Origin of the sequence: Costertonia aggregata (genome assembly GCF_013402795.1) — a bacterium.
In the GTDB taxonomy this organism is placed as follows: Bacteria; Bacteroidota; Bacteroidia; order Flavobacteriales; family Flavobacteriaceae; genus Costertonia; species Costertonia aggregata.
Genome location: NZ_CP058595.1, coordinates 3,076,384 through 3,101,852 on the forward strand (window position 1 = coordinate 3,076,384; position 25,469 = coordinate 3,101,852).

At 39.5% G+C, this 25,469-nt stretch carries 28 protein-coding genes; 14 read left to right on the forward strand and 14 right to left on the reverse strand.

All coding sequences use genetic code 11. The features are described from left to right. Window positions 1–87 precede the first annotated feature (87 nt). From HYG79_RS14120 to aroQ, 5 genes are all read left to right on the forward strand, one after another. Complete coding sequence (locus tag HYG79_RS14120; RefSeq protein ID WP_228027876.1) at window positions 88–426, forward strand: hypothetical protein; 339 nt, start codon at window positions 88–90, stop codon at window positions 424–426. Beyond that, window positions 395–586, forward strand: coding sequence for a hypothetical protein (locus HYG79_RS18090; protein ID WP_228027877.1), 192 nt, complete (start codon window positions 395–397; stop codon window positions 584–586). The genes HYG79_RS14120 and HYG79_RS18090 overlap by 32 nt, the downstream gene beginning before the upstream one ends. Window positions 587–670: 84 nt before the next feature. Beyond that, window positions 671–1,135, forward strand: coding sequence for a hypothetical protein (locus HYG79_RS14125; RefSeq protein WP_179242715.1), 465 nt, complete (start codon window positions 671–673; stop codon window positions 1,133–1,135). A gap of 207 nt (window positions 1,136–1,342) precedes the next feature. After that, a complete protein-coding gene (locus tag HYG79_RS14130; protein ID WP_179242716.1) occupies window positions 1,343–1,855 on the forward strand; it encodes a hypothetical protein in 513 nt (170 codons plus the stop codon). A gap of 35 nt (window positions 1,856–1,890) precedes the next feature. Further along, window positions 1,891–2,304, forward strand: a complete 414-nt coding sequence (gene aroQ, locus HYG79_RS14135; protein WP_179242717.1) for a type II 3-dehydroquinate dehydratase — start codon at window positions 1,891–1,893, stop codon at window positions 2,302–2,304. On the opposite strand, the gene HYG79_RS14140 is transcribed toward aroQ, so the two are convergent. The 7 genes from HYG79_RS14140 to HYG79_RS14170 all read right to left on the reverse strand — a co-directional run bounded on the left by HYG79_RS14140 (window position 2,299) and on the right by HYG79_RS14170 (window position 7,208). Next, on the reverse strand, window positions 2,299–2,601 hold the full coding sequence (locus HYG79_RS14140; protein WP_179242718.1) for a hypothetical protein: 303 nt from the start codon (window positions 2,599–2,601) through the stop codon (window positions 2,299–2,301). The genes aroQ and HYG79_RS14140 overlap by 6 nt on opposite strands. 10 nt (window positions 2,602–2,611) lie before the next feature. Then, window positions 2,612–3,286, reverse strand: a complete 675-nt coding sequence (locus tag HYG79_RS14145; protein ID WP_179242719.1) for a hypothetical protein — start codon at window positions 3,284–3,286, stop codon at window positions 2,612–2,614. A gap of 64 nt (window positions 3,287–3,350) precedes the next feature. Next, window positions 3,351–3,629 (reverse strand): DUF3817 domain-containing protein, encoded by a 279-nt coding sequence (locus tag HYG79_RS14150; protein ID WP_179242720.1) that lies wholly within the window; start codon window positions 3,627–3,629, stop codon window positions 3,351–3,353. A gap of 63 nt (window positions 3,630–3,692) precedes the next feature. Continuing rightward, window positions 3,693–5,084 (reverse strand): dihydrolipoyl dehydrogenase, encoded by a 1,392-nt coding sequence (lpdA, locus tag HYG79_RS14155; RefSeq protein WP_179242721.1) that lies wholly within the window; start codon window positions 5,082–5,084, stop codon window positions 3,693–3,695. Window positions 5,085–5,592: 508 nt separating this feature from the next. Beyond that, window positions 5,593–5,997, reverse strand: coding sequence for a peptide-methionine (R)-S-oxide reductase MsrB (gene msrB / locus HYG79_RS14160; RefSeq protein WP_179242722.1), 405 nt, complete (start codon window positions 5,995–5,997; stop codon window positions 5,593–5,595). Beyond that, entirely contained in the window at window positions 5,994–6,494 is a 501-nt protein-coding gene (gene msrB / locus HYG79_RS14165) for a peptide-methionine (R)-S-oxide reductase MsrB (RefSeq protein ID WP_179242723.1), read from the reverse strand. The genes msrB (HYG79_RS14160) and msrB (HYG79_RS14165) overlap by 4 nt, the downstream gene beginning before the upstream one ends. A gap of 159 nt (window positions 6,495–6,653) precedes the next feature. After that, on the reverse strand, window positions 6,654–7,208 hold the full coding sequence (locus HYG79_RS14170) for a collagen-like triple helix repeat-containing protein (protein ID WP_179242724.1): 555 nt from the start codon (window positions 7,206–7,208) through the stop codon (window positions 6,654–6,656). Window positions 7,209–7,378: 170 nt separating this feature from the next. Between HYG79_RS14170 and glgB the strand changes: the two genes are divergently transcribed. From glgB to speD, 6 genes are all read left to right on the forward strand, one after another. Continuing rightward, window positions 7,379–9,277 carry a 1,4-alpha-glucan branching protein GlgB gene (gene glgB / locus HYG79_RS14175; protein WP_179242725.1) on the forward strand — a complete coding sequence of 633 codons (1,899 nt, stop codon included), beginning with the start codon at window positions 7,379–7,381 and terminating at the stop codon, window positions 9,275–9,277. Between the two features lie 99 nt (window positions 9,278–9,376). Further along, window positions 9,377–11,776 (forward strand): glycoside hydrolase family 31 protein, encoded by a 2,400-nt coding sequence (locus HYG79_RS14180; protein WP_179242726.1) that lies wholly within the window; start codon window positions 9,377–9,379, stop codon window positions 11,774–11,776. Window positions 11,777–11,814: 38 nt separating this feature from the next. Continuing rightward, window positions 11,815–12,624: a M48 family metallopeptidase gene (locus tag HYG79_RS14185; protein WP_179242727.1), complete on the forward strand. Its 810-nt coding sequence runs from the start codon at window positions 11,815–11,817 to the stop codon at window positions 12,622–12,624. Between the two features lie 71 nt (window positions 12,625–12,695). Further along, a complete protein-coding gene (locus HYG79_RS14190) occupies window positions 12,696–14,018 on the forward strand; it encodes an MFS transporter (protein ID WP_179242728.1) in 1,323 nt (440 codons plus the stop codon). 137 nt (window positions 14,019–14,155) lie between these two features. Beyond that, entirely contained in the window at window positions 14,156–14,710 is a 555-nt protein-coding gene (locus HYG79_RS14195) for a hypothetical protein (RefSeq protein WP_179242729.1), read from the forward strand. Window positions 14,711–14,742: 32 nt separating this feature from the next. Then, a complete protein-coding gene (gene speD / locus HYG79_RS14200) occupies window positions 14,743–15,117 on the forward strand; it encodes an adenosylmethionine decarboxylase (protein ID WP_228027878.1) in 375 nt (124 codons plus the stop codon). Here speD and HYG79_RS14205 read toward each other — a convergent pair. Beyond that, the gene (locus HYG79_RS14205; protein ID WP_179242730.1) at window positions 15,110–16,285 is read right to left on the reverse strand and encodes a glutathionylspermidine synthase family protein; all 1,176 of its coding nucleotides are present in this window, start codon (window positions 16,283–16,285) and stop codon (window positions 15,110–15,112) included. The genes speD and HYG79_RS14205 overlap by 8 nt on opposite strands. Beyond that, window positions 16,248–16,808, reverse strand: coding sequence for a hypothetical protein (locus tag HYG79_RS14210; RefSeq protein ID WP_179242731.1), 561 nt, complete (start codon window positions 16,806–16,808; stop codon window positions 16,248–16,250). Before HYG79_RS14210 ends, HYG79_RS14205 begins: the two co-directional genes overlap by 38 nt. Before the next feature lie 49 nt (window positions 16,809–16,857). Here HYG79_RS14210 and HYG79_RS14215 point away from each other — a divergent pair, with 49 nt between their 5' ends. Further along, on the forward strand, window positions 16,858–18,384 hold the full coding sequence (locus HYG79_RS14215; RefSeq protein ID WP_179242732.1) for a polyamine aminopropyltransferase: 1,527 nt from the start codon (window positions 16,858–16,860) through the stop codon (window positions 18,382–18,384). A gap of 60 nt (window positions 18,385–18,444) precedes the next feature. Here the strand turns inward: HYG79_RS14215 and HYG79_RS14220 are convergent, their stop codons facing one another. From HYG79_RS14220 to HYG79_RS14235, 4 genes are read right to left on the reverse strand one after another with little or no spacing between them, the layout of a single operon-like run. Beyond that, window positions 18,445–19,170, reverse strand: a complete 726-nt coding sequence (locus HYG79_RS14220; protein ID WP_179242733.1) for a head GIN domain-containing protein — start codon at window positions 19,168–19,170, stop codon at window positions 18,445–18,447. Between the two features lie 24 nt (window positions 19,171–19,194). After that, a complete protein-coding gene (locus tag HYG79_RS14225) occupies window positions 19,195–20,304 on the reverse strand; it encodes a DUF4097 family beta strand repeat-containing protein (RefSeq protein WP_179242734.1) in 1,110 nt (369 codons plus the stop codon). Beyond that, on the reverse strand, window positions 20,285–20,851 hold the full coding sequence (locus HYG79_RS14230) for a hypothetical protein (protein ID WP_179242735.1): 567 nt from the start codon (window positions 20,849–20,851) through the stop codon (window positions 20,285–20,287). Before HYG79_RS14230 ends, HYG79_RS14225 begins: the two co-directional genes overlap by 20 nt. 2 nt (window positions 20,852–20,853) lie before the next feature. Next, a complete protein-coding gene (locus HYG79_RS14235) occupies window positions 20,854–21,405 on the reverse strand; it encodes an RNA polymerase sigma factor (RefSeq protein ID WP_179242736.1) in 552 nt (183 codons plus the stop codon). A gap of 216 nt (window positions 21,406–21,621) precedes the next feature. Here HYG79_RS14235 and lon point away from each other — a divergent pair, with 216 nt between their 5' ends. Beyond that, the gene (lon, locus tag HYG79_RS14240; RefSeq protein WP_179242737.1) at window positions 21,622–24,072 is read left to right on the forward strand and encodes an endopeptidase La; all 2,451 of its coding nucleotides are present in this window, start codon (window positions 21,622–21,624) and stop codon (window positions 24,070–24,072) included. 92 nt (window positions 24,073–24,164) lie between these two features. Further along, window positions 24,165–24,860, forward strand: a complete 696-nt coding sequence (cmk, locus tag HYG79_RS14245; RefSeq protein ID WP_179242738.1) for a (d)CMP kinase — start codon at window positions 24,165–24,167, stop codon at window positions 24,858–24,860. A gap of 44 nt (window positions 24,861–24,904) precedes the next feature. Here the strand turns inward: cmk and HYG79_RS14250 are convergent, their stop codons facing one another. Continuing rightward, window positions 24,905–25,285, reverse strand: coding sequence for a LysM peptidoglycan-binding domain-containing protein (locus HYG79_RS14250; protein WP_179242739.1), 381 nt, complete (start codon window positions 25,283–25,285; stop codon window positions 24,905–24,907). Between the last annotated feature and the right edge of the window lie 184 nt (window positions 25,286–25,469).

The window sequence follows — 25,469 nt, forward strand, 5'->3', positions numbered from 1 at the left end:
TTTATTTTAAAAATATTGGTACAAAGTAATCAAGCCGATCATTTAAATAAATACTTTTGTTTTGTTGAACAAGTAAAACAATACATCATGAAAAAAATAACGATTACCTTATTTGCACTTTTAGTTTCCATTTGTATGAAGGCCCAGACCGAACAAGGCACTTTTTTGATTGAAGCCAATACAGGTTTTGGTGGAGTTGCCTCACATACTGCCAATACAAGCTTTAGCTTGGTATCAGTAGACGGTGAGACCACTTTTACGGTAGGTGCGGAAGGAGGATATTTTGTAGCTGACGATTTGGCCGTTAAAGTGGGTTTGGGCTATGCGGATAACAACGAAGCATTTTCTTATAAGGCAGGATTAAAATATTACATTGTAGGCGCAACCAGTGCAATTGGATATTGCAGGAGCTACGGCCATAGGTGACCAAAACCCTTTATGGCTAGGTGCACAGGCAGGTTATGCCATATTTTTGAACGACTATATTTCCATAGAGCCCGGTCTACGGTACAATTACAGCCTAAATCAAGATTTTACAGACTTGGGCGTATTGGAATTTAATATTGGATTTGCCATATTTCTTTAAAAATCAATAAAAAATATGTTTTCTTTTGGTGTCTTAAAGAAAAAAAATAGCTTTGAACTATATTAACACTATAATTGAACACTTATGAAAAATTTAGTTTTAACAGTATTGGCAGTAATTGCTTTTAGTGCAAATACAATGAATGCACAGTCATCTTATTCAACAGCGGTTGGTCTTGGAATAGATTTTGGGGATGGGAGCACATTTGTGGGACCTAGCGCCAAATTTTTTCTAGCGGAAGAACACGCTCTTGAGGCAGATATTTTGTTTGCAGACGGTTCAACTTTGATTCAAGGGTTTTACGAGTATCACGGACCTATTACCGGAGCGGATGGTTTAAAATGGTATGCAGGTATTGGTCCGGGCTTTAATTTGTTTGATGGTGGTTCAAATTTCCTGTTACGACCTATTGTTGGCCTTGATTTTAAGATCAATGATGTGCCATTGGCCTTTTCTTTTGATTGGAGACCGGCCATGATATTTTTTGATGGTGATTCTGATTTTGAAGCAGCGAGATTTGGATTAGGCTTTAGATATGCCTTTAACTAGAATCGGTATAATTTATGAAAACTTAAAAGCGGAAGTCAACTTCCGCTTTTTTTATGCGTTATAATTTCATTTTCCATTACTTTTTTAAAACGGGTATATGATTCTTTTCCGGTATTGGTACAATAAAACCTCCCGTTCATCAGTTGTATAGTGATTTTGAAGCTTATCGTGGCATTGAGCTACGTTTCAAACCAAACCAAAAAACCAATGAAAAATATTTTAGTACTTACGGCAATGCTTTTTTTCGGGTGTTTCTCGCAAGCCCAAGTAGATAGAACCAATTTTAGGGCAGGTATCAATGGCGGACTTGTTATGGGCGATCTTTCCGAAGCCTACAGCCTTAATCTTGGTTTTGATGTGTATTTGCATTGGGGGCTTTCTGAAGAGATAGATTTAGGCTTGACTACCGGATTCAGCAATGTTTTTGGTGAAAAACAAACGATATCGGCAGGTGGAGTTTCAGTCGAAACGAAATTTGATAATATTCAATACCTGCCATTGGCCGCTTCGTTACGTATTTACCCCTTTACAGGTTTTAAATTGGGTGGGGATCTAGGTTATGCGGTTGGTATAAATTCCGGAAATGATGGCGGTCTGTATTATAGGCCAACTATTGGGGTTGATATCAATGGTTCAACAGAATTGAATGTTTCCTATGCTGTCGTGGACAGTGATATCGATATATCTTCGGCCCTTGTGGGGATTTTGTTTTTGTTTTAAATCCTTGCCCCTTAAATTATTATTATTTTTGGACTATGAAAATCATAATAATCAACGGCCCCAATTTAAACCTCTTGGGAAAAAGAGAACCAGAAGTATATGGTAACAAAACCTTTGAGGATTACTTTTCTGAATTGCAGTTCACGTTCAAAAATGTACAGTTACAATATTTTCAATCAAATATAGAAGGGGAGTTGATATCCAAACTGCAAGAAGTAGGCTTCTCGTATGACGGGATAGTTCTTAATGCCGCTTCTTACACACATACCTCGGTTGGTTTGGGAGATGCGGTAAAAGCTATTGAAACCCCAGTCGTGGAGGTACATATTTCAAATACCCACAAACGGGAAGACTTTAGGCATGTTTCTTACATTTCCCCTAGCGCCAAAGGAGTGATCTTGGGTTTTGGCCTTCAAAGTTATGACTTGGCCATACAGAGTTTTTTATAAGTCATTTTTACCGGATTCTTTCACTATTTTTTTAAGGTCCATAGTTTTTTTGATACCAGCTCCTCCGGATATTAGGCCAAATATGATGAAAAGGCCCAGAACGGCCGCTTTGCCTCCCATGTCATACACTGCCCATAAAAGTGAATGAAGGCTCATTTGTTCATTGGAGTTCTCCCAAGCCGCCAAATCTTTGTAGATAAACACTCCTACGATGATAAAAACAGCGCCAATGATTATTCCAACAAACATAGGTTTATTAGTGCTTCTAGACGATTTTCCGGTATACATGTTGCTCATGACTATATATTTAATCGGTTTCTATTTCTGTAATGATGCCCGTAAAAGGTTGATTTTCATAATCAAAGCTTTCTAAACTTCTTTTTTTAATTCTTGGCAGGGAGGCTTTTATAAGCTCACCACTAAAATTTGACGTCTCAAGATCAAAACTAAAACCTTTCTCGTTGTTGTGATCTTTATGTCGTTGAAGCCAAACGGTATCCGCTTCAATCCGTTGTACCAAAAACCATGTGTCACCATACATAACGGAATTCGATTTTTCAATACCGCTGTACATGGCCTTTACCTTATCGCCCTTCGATATATTTTCAATGTCAGTGGCGGTAATGTATTCTTTGACCCCAAAACCCACAACAACTGCGGTAATGGTTAAAAGAAAAAAAAGCAATATGTAAAATCGCTTTGAAAATTTGAACATATTGGGCTGTAACCTAAGCTTAGGCTTTTCGGTATCGAAGTAATTGGCTATTTCATCCGTCCAAAGTACAGGAGCAATTTCTGTCTTGCTATGATGACAAAACAAAATACCCGTTACTTTTTTAGTTGTTTTTGTGCCAAACGGGCTTTCTGTTCTTCTCTGATAAAAAGATAATTCCAAACAATTGTTGTTTCCGCAATCCGGGCACTTTGTCGGAATCTTTTTCTCACCTATTGGATCGTAATAATCGGTAATTGTATAAAACATGGTTAAGAATCATAATATTCATGGACAAATATTTGATTAATAACGAAAATTTGAATCCCTTATTTCAGGGATTTTTTAAATACTTTTTGTCTACGTAAAAAGTACCGAATGGCAGGAGCGATGCAATACCAAAAATTAGAAAGCGTTTAATGTTCCATTTTTTATGGTAACAAAAAATAGCGGCAAAAACAACAAATCCTATAAAGAGCACACCATGGGCGTAGCCCACATAAAGGTTTGGTTCTACGATACCCGCCTTATATTTTAGAGGCATTGTGACCGCAAAGAGCAACAAATATGAAATACCTTCCAATACGGCCAAAATTCTAAAAAAAAGGAGCATATAAATATGGATGTTAAAAAATATGGGTTCGCATTGGGCGAACCCATTGTTCGAAAACTTTTTTTATAGGTGAATTACTTCGTCATAAGCGTCGGCAACGGCTTCCATTACCGCTTCGCTCATGGTGGGATGCGGGTGTACGGCCTTTAAGATCTCATGCCCAGTGGTCTCCAATTTACGAGCGACCACAGCCTCGGCAATCATATCGGTAACACCGGCACCGATCATATGGCAGCCTAGCCATTCGCCATATTTGGCGTCGAAAATAACTTTGACGAATCCGTCGGAAGTACCCGAAGCTTTTGCTTTTCCACTAGCCGAAAAGGGGAACTTACCGATTTTGATATCCAGCCCTTTTTCTTTTGCCTGTTTTTCCGTTAACCCGACCGAAGCCACTTCAGGAGCACAATACGTACATCCGGGTATATTGCCATAATCCAACGGTTCAACATGCATACCCGCAATTTTTTCTACACAGAGAATACCTTCTGCAGATGCAACGTGTGCCAGTGCGGGACCGGCAGTAACATCACCAATAGCGTAGTATCCGGGGATATTGGTCTGGTAAAAGTCATTGACCAGGATTTTATCCCTATCCGTGGCAATGCCAACGTCTTCTAGGCCTATATTTTCAATGTTGGTCTTGATGCCTACTGCAGAAAGAACAATATCCGCTTCCAAAACCTCTTCGCCTTTGGAAGTTTTGACAGTAACTTTGGAAACGTCTCCGGAGGTATCCACTTTGGTAACTTCTGATGAGGTCATGATTTTTATACCCGATTTCTTGAAACTGCGTTCCAGTTGTTTGGACACTTCCTCATCTTCTACAGGAACAATGTTGGGTAAAAATTCAACAACGGTAACCTCGGTACCCATTGCGTTGTAGAAATAAGCAAATTCAATACCAATGGCACCACTACCTACAACAACCAGTTTTTTAGGTTGTTCCTTTAAGGTCATTGCCTCACGGTATCCTATTATTTTTTTTCCGTCTTGCGGTAAACTCGGTAATTCCCTGCTTCTTGCACCAGTTGCTACGATGATGTGGTTGGCGGAATACTCGGTTTCTTTCCCATCTTCGCTTTTGACCGAAACTTTTTTACCGGACTTTAAGGTGCCGAAACCATTGATCACTTCAATTTTATTCTTCTTCATCAAAAACTGTACGCCCTTGCTCATGCCATCCGCTACGTTTCTGCTGCGTTTTACAACTGCATCAAAATCCTTGTCAACACCATCTGCCTTTAGGCCATAATCGCCGGCATGTTTTAGATATTCAAACACTTGAGCCGATTTCAACAATGCTTTGGTAGGAATACAACCCCAATTCAAACAAACGCCACCTAGGCTTTCCTTTTCAATAATTGCGGTTTTTAATCCCAATTGTGAGGCTCTGATAGCGGTTACATACCCTCCGGGACCACTACCTAAAACAATAACATCAAAATTGCTCATATCTGTATTTTTCTGTGTGATTTTTGAAGTGCAAAAGTACAAAACCAAACTTAAAACCCATAAAGGGGTATAAGGTTAATTTTTGGCTAAAACACAAAGTAATATATAGATGCTGTCTATTGAATTTTTTTATATTGAAAGCGCTTGAACCCCCTTTGGGAATGGATTGGGAAACCCAATCATTTCCTTTTATCAACTTGGCAAAAACATATATTTGTCCAATATAGCCTGCACAATGCTATAATTGACGATGGAATGGCCCCGGTTAGGGCACGTTCCTCGTTCCTCGTTTCATGAAATCAAAATTGAAATCATCAATCTAGTCCAAGGCATCAAAAAAGGCAGCTTGGACCTTTGTACTATAAAGAAATCGTTTCTTTTTTATTCTCGACGGTTTATGAAATTTGTTATCCCAATGGCGGCGGGACTTCTTTGCATCCTTGATCAAAAAATCTATCCATCAGCTCCACAATATTTTCTTGATACTTCGTGGGTCAAAGTATACCGATTACCCCTTTTTTGCATCAAAATCTATACTGACTGAATTGATACAATAGCGTTGACCTGTGGTCTCCTGTGGGCCATCCTCGAACACGTGCCCTAAATGACTGCCACAATTGGCACAGATAGTTTCGGTACGTATCATACCATGGCTGGTGTCCCGAATATATGTTATGGCGCCTTCAACCGCTTTATCAAAGGAAGGCCAGCCACAACCACTTTCAAACTTATGTTCGCTCTCAAAAAGTTTGGCATTGCAGGCTTTACAATGATAATCACCATTTTCAAAATGTAGGTTATATTTACCCGTATGTGGGTATTCGGTACCTTTTTTTCTCAGCACCCTATATTCTTCATCGGATAGCTGTGCTTTCCACTCTTTTTCCGATTTATTTACTTTATAATCGCTCATTTACTTGGAATAAAGTTTAAAGCTGCCCCATTGATACAATGCCTTAATCCCGTGGGTTCAGGGCCATCTTCGAACACATGCCCCAAATGACCGCCACAAGTAGCACAATGTTCCTCGGTGCGCTTGTAACCTATTTTATAATCTACATCGTAGGCAACGTTACCTTCAATTTCTTGATAAAAGCTGGGCCAACCCGTCCCTGATTTAAATTTTGTCTCACTTTTGAACAATGGCGTTTCGCAAGCGGCACAAACGTAGGTGCCTTCTTTTTTATTGTCCAATAAATCGCTTGAACCAGGGTTTTCGGTGCCTGCTTTTCTTAGGATGTAAAACTCCATATCGGTCAGTTCTTTCCGCCATTCGGCTTCGGTTTTGGTAATCTCAAATTTCTTTTCTGATTTGGTCTGGGTGGTCTTGGCCATTTCTTTTTCCTGAGAAGTACCTTTACAACTGGCAAAACCAACGCATAATATTCCTAGAACAATTTTTTTCAACATCGATTTTAATTTTAATGTATTTGACGCTTAATTTTCTTTTTCCTTTCAAATGTAGCAAAATGGCTATATAGTTTTGGTTAACACTATCCTAAACTAACAATGGTGAGGGCCGTTTCAAGAATTTGAAACGGCCCTCACATAAAGTTGTTACTACATATTTTAGGGCATAGTGATTTTTTTCACGTCTTTTTCGCCTAGTCCTAGGCTGTTCATTACCGATACTATATTGGACTTATCCGATTTTGAGGATGCAAACTGACCAGGAATAATGACCACTCTAAAAATTTGGTCCTGTGTAAAATCTGCGGATAAGGTACTTAAGTCAAAGTTACCGTCTATCAATATTTCTACGTCAGCGGGTGTGTGGGTGTATGTATATTGAATAGTACCTTCGGGCAAAAAGAAGCTTTGCGGTATGAGACTCCAAAGATTTTCAACGTTACCATTTATTTCCGTGGTGCCATCAAAGCGGTATACCAAGACGGCATCGCTAGGCAGAGCTGTGAAGCTTATGGCAGCTACATGAGAATTTATATCGTTTAAGTATTCAAAATTCACTTCGGTTACCTCAAAAACCGTAGCTTCTTCCCCGTCTCTACCGTCAAGCCCAGGAGCACCATCCCGCCCATCAAACCCGGGAGGCCCTACGGGACCCTCGCATGATACCATAAATAAAGTAAGAAATGTACCTAAAACCAAAATTGCTTTTTTCATAATTGATTGTATTACTGTTTGTACTGATTTTTTTGATGTTTCTCTATAGTATTTCAAAAAGCGTTCCATTTTTTACTTTTCATTATTTTTATATGTACGCAGCAAAAGTTGAACACTAAAATCACATGTTAATTTTAAGTTGATTAGATTTGTGTAAAACCACCTAATATATGCCTAACGTTATAGTTCATAGTTTGTTTTCGGATTTTGATATCGATCTCTTTAAATCGGGTAAACATTTTAAGTTGTATGAGAAATTAGGGTCCCATCCCATAGTGGTAAACGGTATAAACGGAACGTATTTTGCGGTTTGGGCACCCACGGCAAGGTCGGTTTCGGTAATCGGTAATTTTAATGGCTGGGAAGCCCACGAACACGAGTTGAACGTTCGTTGGGACTCAAGCGGTATCTGGGAAGGTTTTATCCCTAACATTGGGGTAGGGGAAATATACAAGTACAAGATATTTTCCAATAATCACGGTGCTGTTACCGAAAAGGCCGACCCGTTTGCCCGTTATTGTGAGCACCCGCCGAAAACAGCTTCTGTAATTTGGGACGCAGATTACAAATGGAAGGACAAAAAATGGATGGAGACCCGGGCAGCAAAAAATGCCTTGGATGCTCCGTTTTCGGTTTATGAAGTCCATTTAGGGTCATGGAAAAGGGGCAAGGAAAATAATTTTTTGACCTATGAAGCGTTGGCGAAGGATCTGGTTTCCTATGTTAAGGAAATGGGCTTTACCCATGTTGAGTTTATGCCGATTATGGAATACCCCTATGATCCGTCATGGGGGTATCAGTTGACAGGGTATTTTGCACCGACATCCCGTTTTGGAGAGCCTGAGGGCTTTAAGCTCTTAGTGGATAAATTGCATCAAAACGATATTGGCGTTATTTTGGACTGGGTGCCTTCACATTTTCCCGAAGATGCGCACGGTCTTGGTTTTTTTGACGGTTCCCACTTATATGAGCATCCGGATAGGCGAAGAGGCTACCACCCCGATTGGAAAAGTTTGATTTTCAATTATGGACGAAATGAAGTACGTGCTTTCTTGATCAGTAATGCGCTGTTCTGGTTGGATAATTATCATGCAGACGCACTTCGTGTAGATGCCGTAGCATCTATGCTATATTTGGATTACTCACGCGAAGAAGGGGAGTGGGAGCCCAATATGTACGGTAATAACGAAAACTTGGAGGCCATGTCTTTCATACGGGAATTTAATGAAGCCGTATATGGTAATTTTCCTGATGTACAGACCATTGCCGAAGAATCGACCGCATTTACAGGGGTTTCCAAGCCTGTTCATTTAGGTGGACTGGGTTTTGGAATGAAATGGATGATGGGTTGGATGCACGATACACTTGAATATTTTAAAAAAGAGCCCGTTTACAGAAAGCATCATCAAAATGATCTTACCTTTAGTATGACCTACGCTTTTACAGAGAACTTTATGTTGCCATTTTCACACGATGAGGTGGTCTACGGCAAACAATCGTTGGTATATAGAATGCCAGGTGACGAATGGCAACGTTTTGCCAACCTAAGAACACTTTTCGGTTATATGTTCACCCATCCGGGAGCTAATCTAATTTTTATGGGCGGGGAATTTGGACAAACCTCTGAATGGAATTTTCAACAAAGTTTGGAGTGGCATCTGACACAATATGATTTTCATTCGGGAGTTCAAGAATTGATAAAGGATTTGAACCAAACCTACAGATCTTATCCTGCACTATATGAAAAACAGTTTAGCCCCGAAGGATTTCAATGGATAGATTATGGCGATCATGAAAATTCGGTATTGACCTACATCCGAAAAGGAAACAATCCTAAGAATGATATATATATCGCGTTAAATTTAACTCCAGCACCTAGAGAGAACTACAGGATAGGCGTTCCAAAGAAATCGGGGCAACCTAAAGAGATTCTCAATAGCGATTCAAAAAAGTATGGTGGCTCGGGCATGTCGAGCAATATTTCAAAAATTGGTAAAAAAGCTTGGCACGGATATGCTAATTCAGTTGAAATAACAATCCCACCGCTAAGTATTGTTATTTTTCAATAAAATATCAACTATAACGTAATAGTTTATAATTGGTAGTAATATCTTTTCATTATTATTCATTAATGTGTTTTTTTTGCTAGGCTATTAAATAGAGTTGCTATGATCACAAATACCGAACTTGAATACAAGGGGAATTTATATCCCAACCATATCGTTCATTTTGAGCAGGACAATGAAAAACTTTCATTTACCACTGAGAACGGGGTCATTCTCCAAGTGACTATTCTCAGGGGAAGTGTCATACGTTTTAGATATGCTACGGATTATAATTTTGAGCCCGACTTCTCTTATGCCATAGACCCTGACGCTACATTGGGTTATAGTACCTTGGAGGTTACCGACACTGCGACGGAATACCTCATAAAAACGGCGAGAGTCATCGTCTTGATCGACAAAAAGACCTTACGTGTTCAAATATCGGATTTAGAGGGCAATATCATAAACGAAGATGAATTGGGCTTTCACTGGGAAGAAAATTACGAGTTTGGCGGCAATACGGTAAAAATGAGCAAAATAACCCAGACCGGGGAGAGCTTTTACGGTATGGGCGATAAGGCTACACATAGTAATCTCAAAGGAAAACGGGTTCATAATTGGGTGACCGACCAATATGCATACGGTAAGGATCAAGACCCGTTGTATAAGGCCATTCCGTTTTTTATTGGTTTAAGTAACAACAAAGCCTATGGTATTTTCTTTGATAATAGTTTTAAGACCCATTTTGATTTTGCCCACGAACGCAGGAATACAACCAGTTTTTGGGCCGATGGGGGAGAGATGAACTATTATTTTTTCTATGGGCCAGATATGCCCAAAGTAGTAAGCGCATATTCAAATTTGACGGGAACGCCCGAACTTCCACCTTTATGGGCTTTGGGTTTTCATCAATCCAAATGGAGCTACTATCCGGAGAGCAATGTAAAGGAAATCGCAAAACAATTTAGGGACTTAAAAATACCTTGTGATGCCATTTATTTGGATATAGATTATATGGATGGTTTTAGATGTTTTACTTGGGACAAAAATCATTTTCCCGACCCAAAGCGAATGATCGCCGAATTGGAAGAAGATGGTTTTAAGACCGTTGTCATGATTGACCCGGGAATTAAGATAGATAAGAACTATTGGGTGTACAATGAAGCTTTGGAAAATGATTACTTCTGTAAGCGTGGTGATGGTCCCTTAATGCATGGCAAAGTCTGGCCTGGGGAGTGTAATTTCCCCGATTTTACCAATCCCGAAGTACGCGAATGGTGGGCTGATCTATACAAGGAATTCATGTCGGATTTGGGAGTTCATGCTGTTTGGAACGATATGAACGAACCTGCCGTGATGGAAGTGCCCACAAAGACAGCTCCTTTGGATACGCGCCATAATTATGATGGCCACCCCTGTACCCATAGGAAAGCCCATAACGTGTATGGTATGCAAATGGTACGTGCAACCTATGATGGTGTTAAAAAGCACGTATTTCCCAAAAGGCCTTTTGTCATAACCCGTGCCGCGTATTCCGGTACGCAACGCTATTCCTCAACATGGACAGGCGATAACGTAGCCACGTGGGAACATTTATGGATTGCCAATGTTCAAATGCAGCGCATGTCAATGAGCGGTTATTCGTTCGTAGGTTCCGATATCGGTGGTTTTGCAGAGCAGCCTGACGGTGAATTGTTTGCCCGGTGGATACAATTGGGTATTTTCCATCCTTTCTGCCGTGTGCATTCCAGTGGTGATCATGGCAGTCAAGAACCGTGGTCATTTGATGTAGAGATAACCGATATTGTGCGCAAGTTTATAGAATTACGTTATCAATTATTACCGTATTTGTATACCATGTTCTGGAAATATTCCAAAGAACAAAAACCCATGTTGCAACCCTTGGTGCTTTTTGATCAGGAAGATACGCAGACGCATTTTAGAACAGATGAATTTATTTTTGGTGAGAAAATTTTGGTAGCTCCCATACAGGAACCCAATGCACAGGGTCGAAGAATGTATATTCCCAGGGGAAAATGGTATGATTTCTGGACAGACGAACGTATAGAGGGCGGTAAGGAAAAATGGGTTCCCGCTGCACTGGATAAAATCCCCGTATATATAAAAGAGGGAGCCATCATACCTAAATATCCGGTACAACAATATGTGGGTGAAATACAAATTGAAGAGTTGATATTGGATATATATTACAAAGAAGGTGTAGAAAACTCCGAAGTATATGAGGATGCTGAAAATGGGTATGATTATAAAAAAGGAAGATATAGCTTACGTAATTTCAAGCTAACGGGAAAATCAAAATCCTTGAGTATACAACAGTTTAAAGATGGTGACTTTGTGACTTCCTACGAAACCTTTAAGTTGAACCTGCACGGTCTTCCTTTTAACATCGAAAGAATACAAGTGGATAATGAGGATGTGGTGCTAAAGGACATGCGACCCAATGGTGATAACACCATGTATATTGATAAAAACTTCACTACGCTGCACATTATCGGGAAATAATTTTTTTTGTAAATTAGGTATACAAAAACACTGACAAAATGAAAAAAATAATATTGGTATTCGCCATTTTTTTTGGTATCACCGCATGTAAAACAAATCCGTTTACCGGGAAGAAAACACTAAATTTTTATCCGAATAGTCAAATATTCCCCATGGCCTTTGCTCAATATGACCAGTTTTTGAACGAGAACAATGTCGTTGAGAGTACTTCCGAAGCGCAGATGATAACCAAGGTTGGCCAAAGAATATCTTCGGCAGCGGAGCGGTGGTTGACCGCTAATGGGTACCCAGGCTATTTGAAGGATTATAAATGGGAATATAAATTGGTTAAAGACGAGACCGTGAACGCATGGTGTATGCCAGGGGGTAAAATCGTTTTTTATACCGGAATAATGCCTATTTGCGATGGTGAGACCGGAGTTGCCGTTGTCATGGGCCACGAGGTTGCCCACGCACTGGCAGACCATGGAGCGCAACGTATGAGTGCGGGTATGGTTCAACAATTGGGCGCGGTTGCGGGCAATGTGGCCATTAAAGATCCGCAAAAGCGAAATATCTTCAATCAATCTTATGGGATAGTATCCTCAGTAGGAGGTATGCTCCCATTTAGTAGAAGTCATGAGACCGAGGCAGATAGGATCGGTCTTCAAATAATGGCGATTGCCGGTTACAATCCCGATGAGGCCGCAGATTTATGGAGACGTATGAAAGCAAAGAGTGGAGGACAGGCATCACCTGAATTTATGAGTACACACCCTTCAAATGATACCAGAATCAGTAATTTAACGCAATGGGCCCCTTTGGCCAAGCAAGAAGCTGCTAAGTTTGGCGTTACTTCTTTCAGATAAATTTACGCACAGGATTGTGAATAATTGTATATTGAAGCCGCTCTTTACGAGCGGCTTTTAATTTTTAAGATATGGTCAAGGCATTAGCGATAAAAGGAAGCAAAAAATTGTTGAATGCTTGGGCATTTTATGATTGGGCAAATTCGGTCTACAGTCTGGTAATAGCATCTGCCGTGTTTCCTATTTTTTACGGAGCTCTTTTTAGGGTAGCGGAAATTGAAAAGGTCACTGTTTTTGGTGGGGAAATCGCTCGGGCTCCCCTAATAAGCTACACTACATCGGCCGCATTTCTATTCATCGCCATTATTACACCGTTGTTATCCGGTATAGCCGATTATTTGGGCAACAAGAAAGTGTTTATGAAATTTTTCTGCTATCTCGGGGGGATTTCATGTATTGGCCTGTATTGGTTTTCTTTGGAAAATATTTACTTGGGGCTCATATGTTATTTCTTTGGTTTGGTTGGTTTTTGGGTGAGTTTTGCCATTAATAATTCATATTTGCCCGATGTGGCCTTCCCCGAACAGCAAGACCGCATTAGTGCCAAAGGGTTTTCTATGGGCTATATAGGCAGTGTTATCCTATTGTTGTTCAATTTGGCAATGGTCATGAAACCAGATTTTTTTGGTATAACTTCAGATGAAAGTGGAGCTGCAGAAATAAAAGCAATGAAGTACTCCTTTGTTTCGGTAGGTATCTGGTGGATAATCTTTGCACAATACACCTTTTATCACTTACCAAAGGGATACAAAAAAGAAGGTGAACGAAAAAATATAATACTCAATGGGTTTAAGGAGCTAAAAGGCGTGTGGCAGCAACTAGGCAACGAAGTAAGATTAAAACGATACCTAGGTGCGTTTTTTGTATATAGTATGGCAGTACAGACCGTAATGCTTATCGCTACATATTTTGGTGAGGAAGAGATTGATTGGGGCTCCGACAGCGAACGCACTACAGGTTTGATTATCAGTATTTTGGTCATTCAAATAGTTGCTATTTTGGGAGCTACCGTAACAGCTTGGGCATCCAACGCGTTCGGAAACATCAGAACATTGGTATTTGTTAATATATTATGGATTCTGATTTGTATCTATGCCTATTTTGTAATCACACCAAATGATTTTTATATAGCGGCGGGTTGTGTTGGGCTTGTTATGGGCGGAATACAGGCATTGTCCCGATCTACCTACTCCAAATTCATTCCCGACACAACCGATACTACTTCCTTTTTTAGCTTTTATGACGTATCGGAAAAAATAGGTATCGTTATAGGTACCTTTATGTATGGCTTTATTGCACAACTTACGGGAAGTATGAGGAATGCAACCATATTTTTGGGTTTGTTTTTCTTAGTTGGGGTTTTGATTTTGATGCGGGTACCAAAAAGGGATTAAGACCAATGACCCGCATTTCTATTTAAGTTTCCTGCTCTTAGTACAATTAGTTTAAGAACCTTACGTTTTCTATAAATTGTAATTATATGTTAAAAGTTTTTTTTACTTTTCAATATAAATCCGTCAAATAAAAAATTATGTTTAGATTTTTATCCCTTTTTGTTCTGTTTTTGGTAGTGGTTTCCTGTGGAAACAGTGTTGATTTGGCTATTGATAACCCTACGGACAGGCCCATACAGTTAAAAGTAGATTCCTTGGAGGTAGAAATACCTGCTAAAGAAGTAGTTTGGGTAGAAATGGGTAAAGGTCAGCACCAAATCACATTGCAGAACGACAGTATCGTTAATTTTGATTTTAATCAAAGTGTTTACATGGTAAACCCCACATTGAGCGAATATTTGTTGACCGAGGAGTATTATGGTAGCAATGCCTACTATCAAACATACGAGCTAACAGCGGCCATGAGAAAAAAGTCGGTTACGTATTTGGGTATCGAGTTTGAGGGAAATTATGATGTTGTAAAAGCATTGATAAACCCTGTTACTTGGGATTATGGCCCAAGGGAAACCCTGCCCGAAGTGGTTCAAGTAGAGGAAGGCGACAACTATACTGTTCTAAAAAAGCTATTGGGTCCTCAAGAATTTATCGATATGGTACAGGCCAGTCGGGAGAACAACACCGCCGTTGAGTAATCAACCAATTCTTTTAACTAAAATTTATCATATTGTACATAGGAATGCATGCCACATGGGACGTTTACAACTGCGATGCGAACAAGCTCTCATTTGTGCCCCATATCAAAAAGACCCTTCATGCGATAACCGCTACTTTAGGGTTAGAGGAAATAAACGAGGCCTTTAAACAGTTTGAACCGATCGGCGTTACCGGATTTATTTTATTGGCAGAAAGCCATATCAGTATTCATACCTGGCCAGAACATAATTACGCTGCCGTGGATGTTTTTTCCTGTAAACCTTTTGATGTTGGTATTGTCACCAAAGCTTTGAAGGTACTTTTGGCATCTGATGAGGTAAAGGCCAATGTTCTTGAAAGGGGAAAGTTGAGCGTCGCCAAAAAAACATCGTTACCACCTAAATAATAAAATGCGACATAAATTCGCAATCATCGGTAATTATTAAATTTTCTTGGGTCCTCAGATTGAGTGCCGAAGGCTTATCGGTATAAAAAATCCCGGTTTGGTAATAATATTCCTCCCTATCTTGCTCCAAAGGATGAAACCTTTGATACACTCTATCTTGATGTGCATAGTCACCTTTTGACAAAGTAGTCTCTTTGCCCTTGATTTCTATATTCTCGCCCAATCGCCCATAATGGGGTTTGGTCACAAATTCTTGTAACAAAGGTTTTTCTATAAAAGTTTCCGCAATGTAATCGTTGGGAAAATGTCTCGTAATATAGGCCAAGAATTTTTTATTCTGCCATAGGGCTGCATACGCGGGGTTTAAAACAGTGCACAAATCTTTGCGAATGATTGCGGATAGATCTTTGGCCAGTTGGGGTTCATCGGTAAACATCCAATCCCAGGGTATCATTTTAAACCATATGTCGGCAATTTGATATTCCCCATTAATTTCATAAAGTATGCCTTCTTCATGCGAGAAAATCACCTCTTCAAGGTTAACGTAGAAAGATTTAAATCCGTTTTCATGGCCGATATCCAAAATTGTGTTCACGTTAAGGATATCCTCTTTATACCCAAAGGAAGAGCCCAAAATAAAGGGTTCGTCGTGTGAAATTTTATGCTTCAACTTGAGCAAAATTTCCCCTATATCATGAGATAGATTGTTGAATTGGGAATTGCCCAAGGGTAACTGCTGATGCTGTAGATCTTGCCAAAGAACCGTTTCGGGCAGCGTGCTACAAGTATCGGCATTGAACTCTATAATTTTAGCGTCATTGTTTTTTAATCCGCCGTTTACATCAAACCTACCCAGTAAAAAAGGGTGTTTGTCCCTATTGTTCCAGCTATGGTAAATACATTCTTCGAAAAAAGGAGGTATTGAAAATTCATTCAATCTTTTTTCATCCAATATTTTTTGGGTAGCTTTTTCAAAAAGCAAAAAAGCTTCGGTACAAATGCGTTGAAAATTCTCTATCTGAAACCTATGGATGCCCAGAAGTTCTTCGGAAAAGTAATCTTGCTTAAGATACCAATGCAATTGGTGGGGCAACTGTTTCTTTTTAAGTCGTTTTACTTCTTTGAACCGACTATCCTCCAAACGATCTAAACGACTTCCCTGAACCATAACCTTTTGATGAAGCTCCAGGTACTTTGATTTTTCTGGAAGTTGCTGTACTTTTTAAATCGTTTTTAAGTCCGGTCGACTTGTTATAAGCTGTAGCGTCTTTATAATAGCTGCTGTTCGGGGTAACGTTGCCCAGCCTTCTATTAAAATATGAAGCCGCTAAGGAGTAGTATAAAATATTGCGTAGGCCGGATCTTTGGTATTTGGCCTCGTCCGAACCGCTATCAATTTTAGCCAAAGAAAGTGTATCTACCGTACCTTCCAAAGTATGTACTATGGCTATGGACTTTTCCTTTTCGTCGATTATGCGCTCATCAATGATTTTATAGTCGTCTCCAGGTTCAATTTCCTCGACTTCAGTGACCGTTCCCTTGGTGGCTTCGTATACCGTTTTGTCTTGTGCATCTTTGATTCTAGGACTGCCATCCCCGCCGCAACTGGAAACCAAAATACATCCTGATACCGCACTGGCCAACATTATTTTTCTGGAAAATGCAAAGCCGTTTACTGATTTTTTATTCATCTTTGGATAGATTGTTTTGCTTTAACGTTATCAAACCTAAATAAATTATATGAGAAAGAAAATTCTTTTGTCTTTTGCCGTCTTCGTTGCTGGCCTTTGTTCTATTGTTTATGAACTTTTGGTCAGTACAACGGCTACCTATTTTTTGGGCGACGGGGTAAGACAATTTTCTATTATAATCGGAATTTACTTATTTTCTATGGGAATTGGTGCATTTTTGTCCAAGTTTTTAACTAAAATGCCGCTACGCTTTTTTGTGCATATTGAGTTTTTGTTGGGATTGATCGGTGGTATATCGGTGCCTTTGTTATATTTTTTGTTCGTAAACGTAAATTCAATCACGCTACAGATTTTATGTTTGGTGATTATATTCATCATAGGTCTACTTACGGGTATGGAAGTTCCCTTGCTCACCTTTGCCTCAAACGAGGTGGATTTTAAAAATAATCTTTCCAATGTACTTTCATTGGATTATATAGGAGGCTTATTGGCCACTTTGCTTTTCCCTTTTATTCTATTGCCTTTTGTTGGGCTTTTTTATTCGTCGTTGATATTCGGGATTTTTAATATAGTATTGGGGTTGGTATTGAACCATTTTTTCTTGAAAAAATCCAAAAAGACCCTGTTTTTGGGGCTACTGTCAATGACGGTACTTTTCGCGATCGTATTTTCTGGTGGAAGACTTTTAAAGATATGGGACGACGCCATTTACAAAAACCCAATTGTACTCAATACCCAAACGCCCTATCAAAAAATTGTGGTAACCAAAAAACAAGAGGATATCAGATTGTATTTGAACAGGGTAATACAATTTTCTTCGGCGGATGAATATAGATACCACGAACCCTTGGTTCATGTACCGTTAACGTTGCATAAAAACCCTAAATCGGTTTTAATTTTGGGGGGTGGGGAAAATTTGGCCAGCAGAGAAGTACTAAAATACCCGAGTGTCGAGAAAATTGATGTGGTAGATATTGACAGTACCATGTTTCATCTGGCGAAGAACAACTCCTTTTTTAAGGAAATTAACCAGGGCGCCGCATTAAACAAAAGGGTTAATTTAATTACCGAGGATGCTTTCACGTTTTTATATAATTATCCCAATTCGTATGATGTTATCATAGCCGATTTGCCCGATCCGGTAAATGAAGCCATTGCACGGTTGTACAGCAGACAGTTTTTTTTATTGGCAAAGGCCAAATTGAAAGAGGATGGTCTTTTTGTGACACAATCCGGTGAAATTTATTTTTCAAATTCGGTCTTTAGCTGTATAAACAACACATTGAAAGATGTATTTGAATACAAGCTTCCGTATCACAATTACATACCTTCTTTTGGCGATTGGGGTTTTGTATTGGCCAGTAGAAACCCTATCGATATAACAGTTAAAAAAAGAAACCTTCCTCAAAATCTACAATTTTTGACCGATGAACAATATCAAATGGCTTTTCTTTTTCCAAAGGATATTGAAATTGCACAAACCCAAAAAAATACTTTGGACAGCCCCGTGATACTCAACTATTTTTTGGAGGATTGGAACAAATGGAAAACCGATTTACAATCAGGTACCAAATAAAAAAAATCATCTTGCTAGTAAGATGATTTTTTGAATGTTCGTTTTTTGATGTTTTTAAGGTTACCCTTTGGAAATATCTCCAGAACCAGATGTCTTGGTATCTATCTTTTCCGGATTGCCCCTGTAACTAATATCCCCTGAGCCAGATACCCGAGCCTTTAAGACCTTGTTTACCGTTACTTGGATATCTGCTGAACCGGATACACTGGCGGTCACGTTATCAGCCTCTAAACCATAAGCTTCTACATCGCCAGAGCCTGATATGCTCACGTCAAAATCTTTCGTGCTACCGGCAAAATCCATATCTCCCGAACCCGACATCGATACCGATAGGTAATCTGTCTCAACATCCATTGTAAGGTTGCCCGAGCCGGACATACTTGTCTTTAATCGCTCAGATCGTATGATCGTCTTTCCAACGATATCCCCAGAACCAGAAATGGCTATCCCCTCAATACTTTCTACAGGCACCGTGACCTTGATACCACTTTTCCAGTTTGAAGGTTTTAGATTGACCCCTTTTTCGGTTTTAATAACAAGTTTTCCGTTTTTTACTTCTGTTTTAATGTACTCCAAAAGATTTTCCTCGCCCCGTAATGTAATTTCCCCTTCATTGCCTGATACCAAATCTACATCAAACCAGCCTGAAAGCGATATAGATTCATAATCGCCGATAGACCTTTCTATGGTTTTCATATTTCCGTTTCCTTTGATACGTTTTCCCCATTGGGCAGTGGCCGACAGTGTAAACAATAGTATTAGGGCAAGTGATGTTGATTTTTTCATGATGTGTTTAGTTTATCGTTTTTTTTAATTTTTACTTGTTGATTGAATTTTATTGAAGGATACCCCACCATAATCACTGGTAATATAAACCATATTGCCACTATTGGAAGAGCCATGATAGCCTTTATAATACTTTTCGGTTGACTTCTCATTGCTGATACTGATTTCAAAATCGTCCTTACCACTAACACCTGCATACTCTGTATTGATTTCAAAGTCAAAGTGATACTCAGGGGCATACCCTATTTTTACGCCAGTGTAATCGGTACGTATTTGTAAGTTACCGGCATCCTCAGCCATTTCCTTTATGCGTATAGACCCATAATCTGCGGTCAAATTTACATTGCCGTGCAGTGTACCCAATTTAACGTTTATGTACTGCCCATTTCCTTGAACGTTCTGCGCCTCGCCTATTTCCATATTGCCATAATCGCTAGTGTATTGTAGGTTTTTCATGGTCACTACGGTAGAATTGGTATAATCTGCCTTGATCATAAGGTCACCTGCTTTCTCGATGGTAAAACCCGAATAATCTGCCCTGATCTCACCACTGTTTATATAACCTATACTGGATTTTGAAGTGTAGTCGAATTTCAATTGATTGTTACGCCCCCTAAGTTCACCAATTTCTAACCTGCCGTAATCACAGTTTATCTTGGCATGCCCATCAACCCTGTCCAAAACAATGTTGCCATAGTCATTGTTCAGATGAACGCTATTTTTTACAGGTAATTTTATGGTATAGTTTATCTGCATGTTCACATTGTTATTGTTGCCCCAGTTCCAATCCCAACCGTTTTTCTTTTTGTTGAAAACGGTACGTGCCGAGACTACGCTACTGCTAGCTTCAAAATCTATGGTGATTTCGTCTAGTTTTTGCTTTACTTTTTCTTCGTTGTTGCCATTGGTCTTTACATGTACTTCTATGACGATTTTATCCTCGTTCCAAGATGTTATATTTAGATTGCCGTAACTGTTTTTAACCTTTAAAAGGGCATCTGAATTAACATCGTACTCTTTTTTTATTGTTTTTTCTTTAGTGTGTTTTCCTCTGGGTTTGCCATCATGCGCCAAAAGCACAATAGGGAGTACCAAAAGTAACACCGTTACATATTTACATAGTATAGTTCGCATCATCGTAGTTTTTTAGATTTTTAATAGTTTCAATTTTATTGAGTACGTCCCGCAACAGGTCTATCCTTGTTTGAAAATTCGTTATCATCGCGCTAAGTATCATCTTGCTGTTACCGCCGTTCAAAAGGTCTTTTTCAAGTTGATTGTAATCGGTCTTTAATTTTTGTAACTGTTGCATGGTATCATCCACCATCTTTTTGGTTTGCGGGGTGCTTTCACTTTCTAGTTTTTTTATTTGTTCTTCTATTAAGCTGGCAAAGTAATACTCTGTATTGGACACTTCGGGCGATATTTCCGCAACTTGTTCTTCAATGCTGGGTCTGCTTTGGTAAACACCTATGCCTATACAGCATAACAATGCTATTGAAGCCGCAATTGAAAGTGGTTTCCACCAAGGCTTACGTTTCTTTTCAAGGGATGCTACTCCTTTAGAGGCGTTTAGTTTGTCCAAAAACCTTTGCTGGTGCCCCATCGCCGGCTCAAGCGTATCGAACGTACCTTCTAGGTTTTTGAATAGGGTTTCAATATTTTCTTCTTTTTTATTCATAATCAGGCCATTACCAATTTTTTTCGTAAACTTTCTTTCGCTCTGGAAATCGTTGTTCTACAATTTGCATAGCTTATGTTCATGATATCGCTTATTTCTTCATAATCATACCCTTCTATTAAATGTAAGGTCAAAGAAACTCTGTAATTGTCCTTCAAATTCTTCATGGTTTCCATTACTTTTTGAGCCTTTAGTTCTGTGATTCCATGATCTGAAGCAACTACATCATCATCTTCGACCTTGTACATTATGTCATCCAGACCAACTTCATTTTGCTTTTGCTTTTTACGATAGTGATATATACTGTTGTTTATCACGATACGTTTTAGCCAAGCTCCGAAAGTAACCTCTCCTTTGAATGATTGCAGTTTTGTAAACGCGTTCAAAAACGATTCCTGCATAACATCCTCTGCTTCGGCACTGTCCTTTACAATTCGCACGGCCGTGTTGTACATGGCCTTGTAATAGCGGTTGTAAATTTCCAATTGTGCACTTTGTTTTCCGTCCAGGCACAATTGTAATAATGCGTTGGTATGTTCTTTTTTGTGGCTCAAAAAATGAATGGTTTGTTATAGAGATGTTTGCTTTTTGAGATTGTTACAGTTTTTTCACTTTTTTTTTCGATTGGCATGAGAATTGCCCATAAGGTAGGTAATAAAAGAGATTGCTAAATAGCGTACACCTTGTATTAAGGGTTTTGAAGAAAATATAGTCTAATTAAAAATGAAGGGATTCTGTAATTTACGTGACAGAATGACCGAAATATACATATGGGAAATTCGAAGTTTGAAAATTTTGACAATATGTCTTTGCAAGGGATTGATGAGGATTCTGAGTTGATTCCGTTATTGACACCTGAAGATGAGGAAGAAATGAACAATGAGGGGCTGCCGGAAACACTGCCTATTTTGCCGTTACGCAATACGGTGTTGTTCCCAGGTGTTGTAATACCGATAACGGCCGGGAGGGATAAGTCCATCAACCTGATAAAAGACGCGAACAAAGGCTCCAAGGTTATCGGTGTAGTTTCACAAAAGGATGAAAGCACCGAAAACCCGAGTGTAAAAGATATCAACACTTTAGGTACAGTGGCACGTATATTACGTGTATTGAAAATGCCAGACGGCAATACCACGGTAATCATACAGGGAAAAAAACGGTTTGAGGTTGCCGAAATACTTACCGAGAAACCCTATATGACCGCAACGGTACGCGAGGCTAACGAGAGCAGGCCAGATAAAGCCAATAAGGAATTTTTAGCCATAATCGATTCCATTAAAGAATTGGCGTTACGTATTATCCGTAACAATCCCAATATTCCGAGCGATGCTTCCTTTGCTATCAAGAATATCCAGAGTAATTCTTTTTTGATAAATTTTGTATCCTCCAATCTTAATTTGGACGTAAAGGACAAGCAAGAACTTTTGGAAATTCCAGATCTGCAGGAGAGAGCTCTAGCGACCCTGAAGTATATGAACGTTGAACTTCAAAAACTAGAATTGAAGAACGACATTCAGTCCAAGGTACGTAGTGATATGGACCAACAACAGCGGGAGTACTTTTTGCACCAACAAATGAAGACCATTCAGGAAGAATTGGGCGGTGTATCTTATGATGAGGAGTTGGAAGAGATGCGAAAAAGGGCAAAATCAAAAAAATGGGACGAGAAGGTTGCGACACATTTTGATAAGGAACTGGCCAAAATGCAACGCATGAACCCGCAAGTGGCAGAATACTCCATTCAAAGAAACTATTTGGATTTATTTTTGGATTTACCCTGGAACGAATTTTCCAAGGATAAATTTGATTTAGAACGTGCGGAGAAAATTTTGGATCGCGACCATTACGGTTTGGAAGATGTAAAAAAGCGTATTATCGAATACTTGGCCGTATTGAAGCTAAGGAATGATATGAAGTCACCCATTTTATGCCTATATGGCCCCCCAGGGGTAGGTAAGACCTCTTTGGGGAAATCTGTTGCAGAAGCACTGGGAAGGGAGTATGTACGCATCTCGCTGGGAGGATTGCGAGACGAAGCCGAAATACGGGGGCACCGAAAAACATATATTGGCGCAATGCCGGGTAGAATTGTACAGAGCTTAAAAAAGGCAGGGACATCCAATCCGGTATTTATCTTGGACGAAATAGACAAACTGTCCAATAGCCATCAAGGCGATCCCTCTTCTGCAATGTTGGAAGTCTTGGACCCGGAACAAAATAGTGAGTTTTACGATAATTTTTTGGAAATGGGGTATGACCTCTCCAAAGTCATGTTCATCGCCACCGCAAATAACCTGGGAACCATTCAGCCCGCCTTGCGCGACCGTATGGAGATAATCAATGTTACTGGGTATACCATCGAGGAAAAAGTTGAAATCGCCAAACGCCATCTTTTGCCAAAGCAATTGAAAGAACATGGCCTTTCTGCAAAGCACCTAAAAATAGGAAAGCCCCAATTGGAAAAAATCGTGGAAGGGTACACGCGCGAATCCGGAGTGCGTTCCCTTGAAAAACAGATTGCCAAAATGGTACGGTATGCCGCAAAATCAATCGCTACAGAAGAAGATTACAACATTAAGATCAGCACCGCCGATGTTGAGAAAATATTGGGACCAGCCCGTTTGGAGCGCAACAAGTATGAAAACAATGAGGTTGCAGGTGTGGTAACGGGATTGGCATGGACAAGTGTCGGGGGCGATATTTTGTTCATAGAATCCATTCTTTCCAAAGGAAAAGGAACTTTGAACATTACAGGAAACCTAGGTAAGGTCATGAAAGAATCGGCGACTATTGCCATGGAATATATTAAATCCAATGCCGATACTTTCGGAATCAACTCCGAAGTCTTCGATAAATACAACGTACACATTCATGTTCCGGAAGGGGCGACACCAAAAGATGGGCCAAGTGCCGGTATCACTATGTTGACCTCTTTGGTATCTTTGTTTACACAGCGTAAAATCAAAAAGAGTCTGGCAATGACAGGCGAAATTACCCTGCGGGGAAAAGTATTGCCCGTTGGTGGAATCAAGGAAAAGATATTAGCGGCCAAACGTGCCAGAATCAAAGAAATAATCCTATGCGAGGAAAATAAAAGGGATATCCTTGAAATTAAGGAAGAGTATCTTAAAGGATTGACCTTTCATTATGTTACCGATATGAGTGAAGTCATAGATTTAGCGATAACAAAAGGAAAAGTCAAGAATGCAAAAAAACTGTAAATAGTTTTATAAGACAATCAAGTTGATTTTTGAAGTTAGCCGAAAAGCTTGGTAAGTGCTTTACGCTGTTCAAGTTTCATTATCTTTATGTCATGAATAATATAACCATAGCCATAGACGGATACTCCTCAACGGGAAAAAGTACGATTTCCAAACAACTGGCAAAGGCTTTGGGTTATATTTACGTGGATACGGGCGCTATGTATCGTGCCGTAACACTTTTCGCTATGCAAAACGATGTTCTTGCCGATACACAAAATCTTATTGGACTTCTTCCTGAAATTGAGTTGAAATTTGTGTACAATGATGATTTGGGCTACGCAGAAATGTACCTCAACGGTAAAAATGTTGAAAAAGAGATTAGGTCATTGGAGGTTTCTAGACAGGTAAGCAAAGTTGCCGCAATAAAAGCCGTAAGAAAAAAACTGGTCGATTTACAGCAGGCAATGGGGAAAGAAAAAGGAATCGTGATGGATGGCAGGGATATCGGGACCGTTGTTTTTCCTGATGCCGAGCTTAAAATTTTTATGACCGCTTCGCCAGAAACACGGGCTGCGAGACGATATAAAGAGCTGTTGGACAAAGGAGAGAAAGTGCTGTACGCCGATGTGCTTAAAAATGTACAGGAGCGTGATTATATCGATTCCCATCGTGAAGTTTCTCCGTTACGCAAGGCCAAAGATGCTATTGAATTTGATAATAGCGATATGGGCTTAAAGGAACAGCTTGAAAGAATTCACAATTATGCACTTCGGATTATTGAAAAAAGCAATAAAAAATACCGTTGAACATCATATTCAACGGTATTTTAATTCTGTGTATTGGTTACTGGCTATGGGTTCGGAATAACCAAAACCTGATCGGGATGAATCACATCCGGATTTTTTAATATATTGGTATTCGCTTCGAAAATTTGCTTGTACTTCATGGCATCACCATAATAGTGCTTAGCAATTTTACTTAAAGATTCCCCGCTGGTAACCGTGTGCCTGTGATAAACCGAATCATCGGCAACGGTAATATTTGCCTTTACATCTGAAGCATTCTCGCCGCCCAACTGCTTTATTTTGTCCCAAAGCAAGTCCTTTTCATAAGGTGTATTGGCTTGCCCTTTTATTTTGAGAACGCCACCTTCTTCAGTAACGTTTCCATCCTTGATACCTAATTGTTGCCCAAGGTCCAAGACTCCTTGATATTTTGCTTTAACGCTCATAAGATTAATTTAATGGTTAATAATTATATGCTCAATATAGTAAATAAACAGAGGACTCTTGCGAATAACAGTGAAATTATTGGAAGAGATCGTTATCTAATTAGGTTTTAGGGTTTGTAAAACAGGAATTTAGTTGTATTTTTGCACACCTTTTTAGCAAATAATCAAGAGAAAAAGGGATACA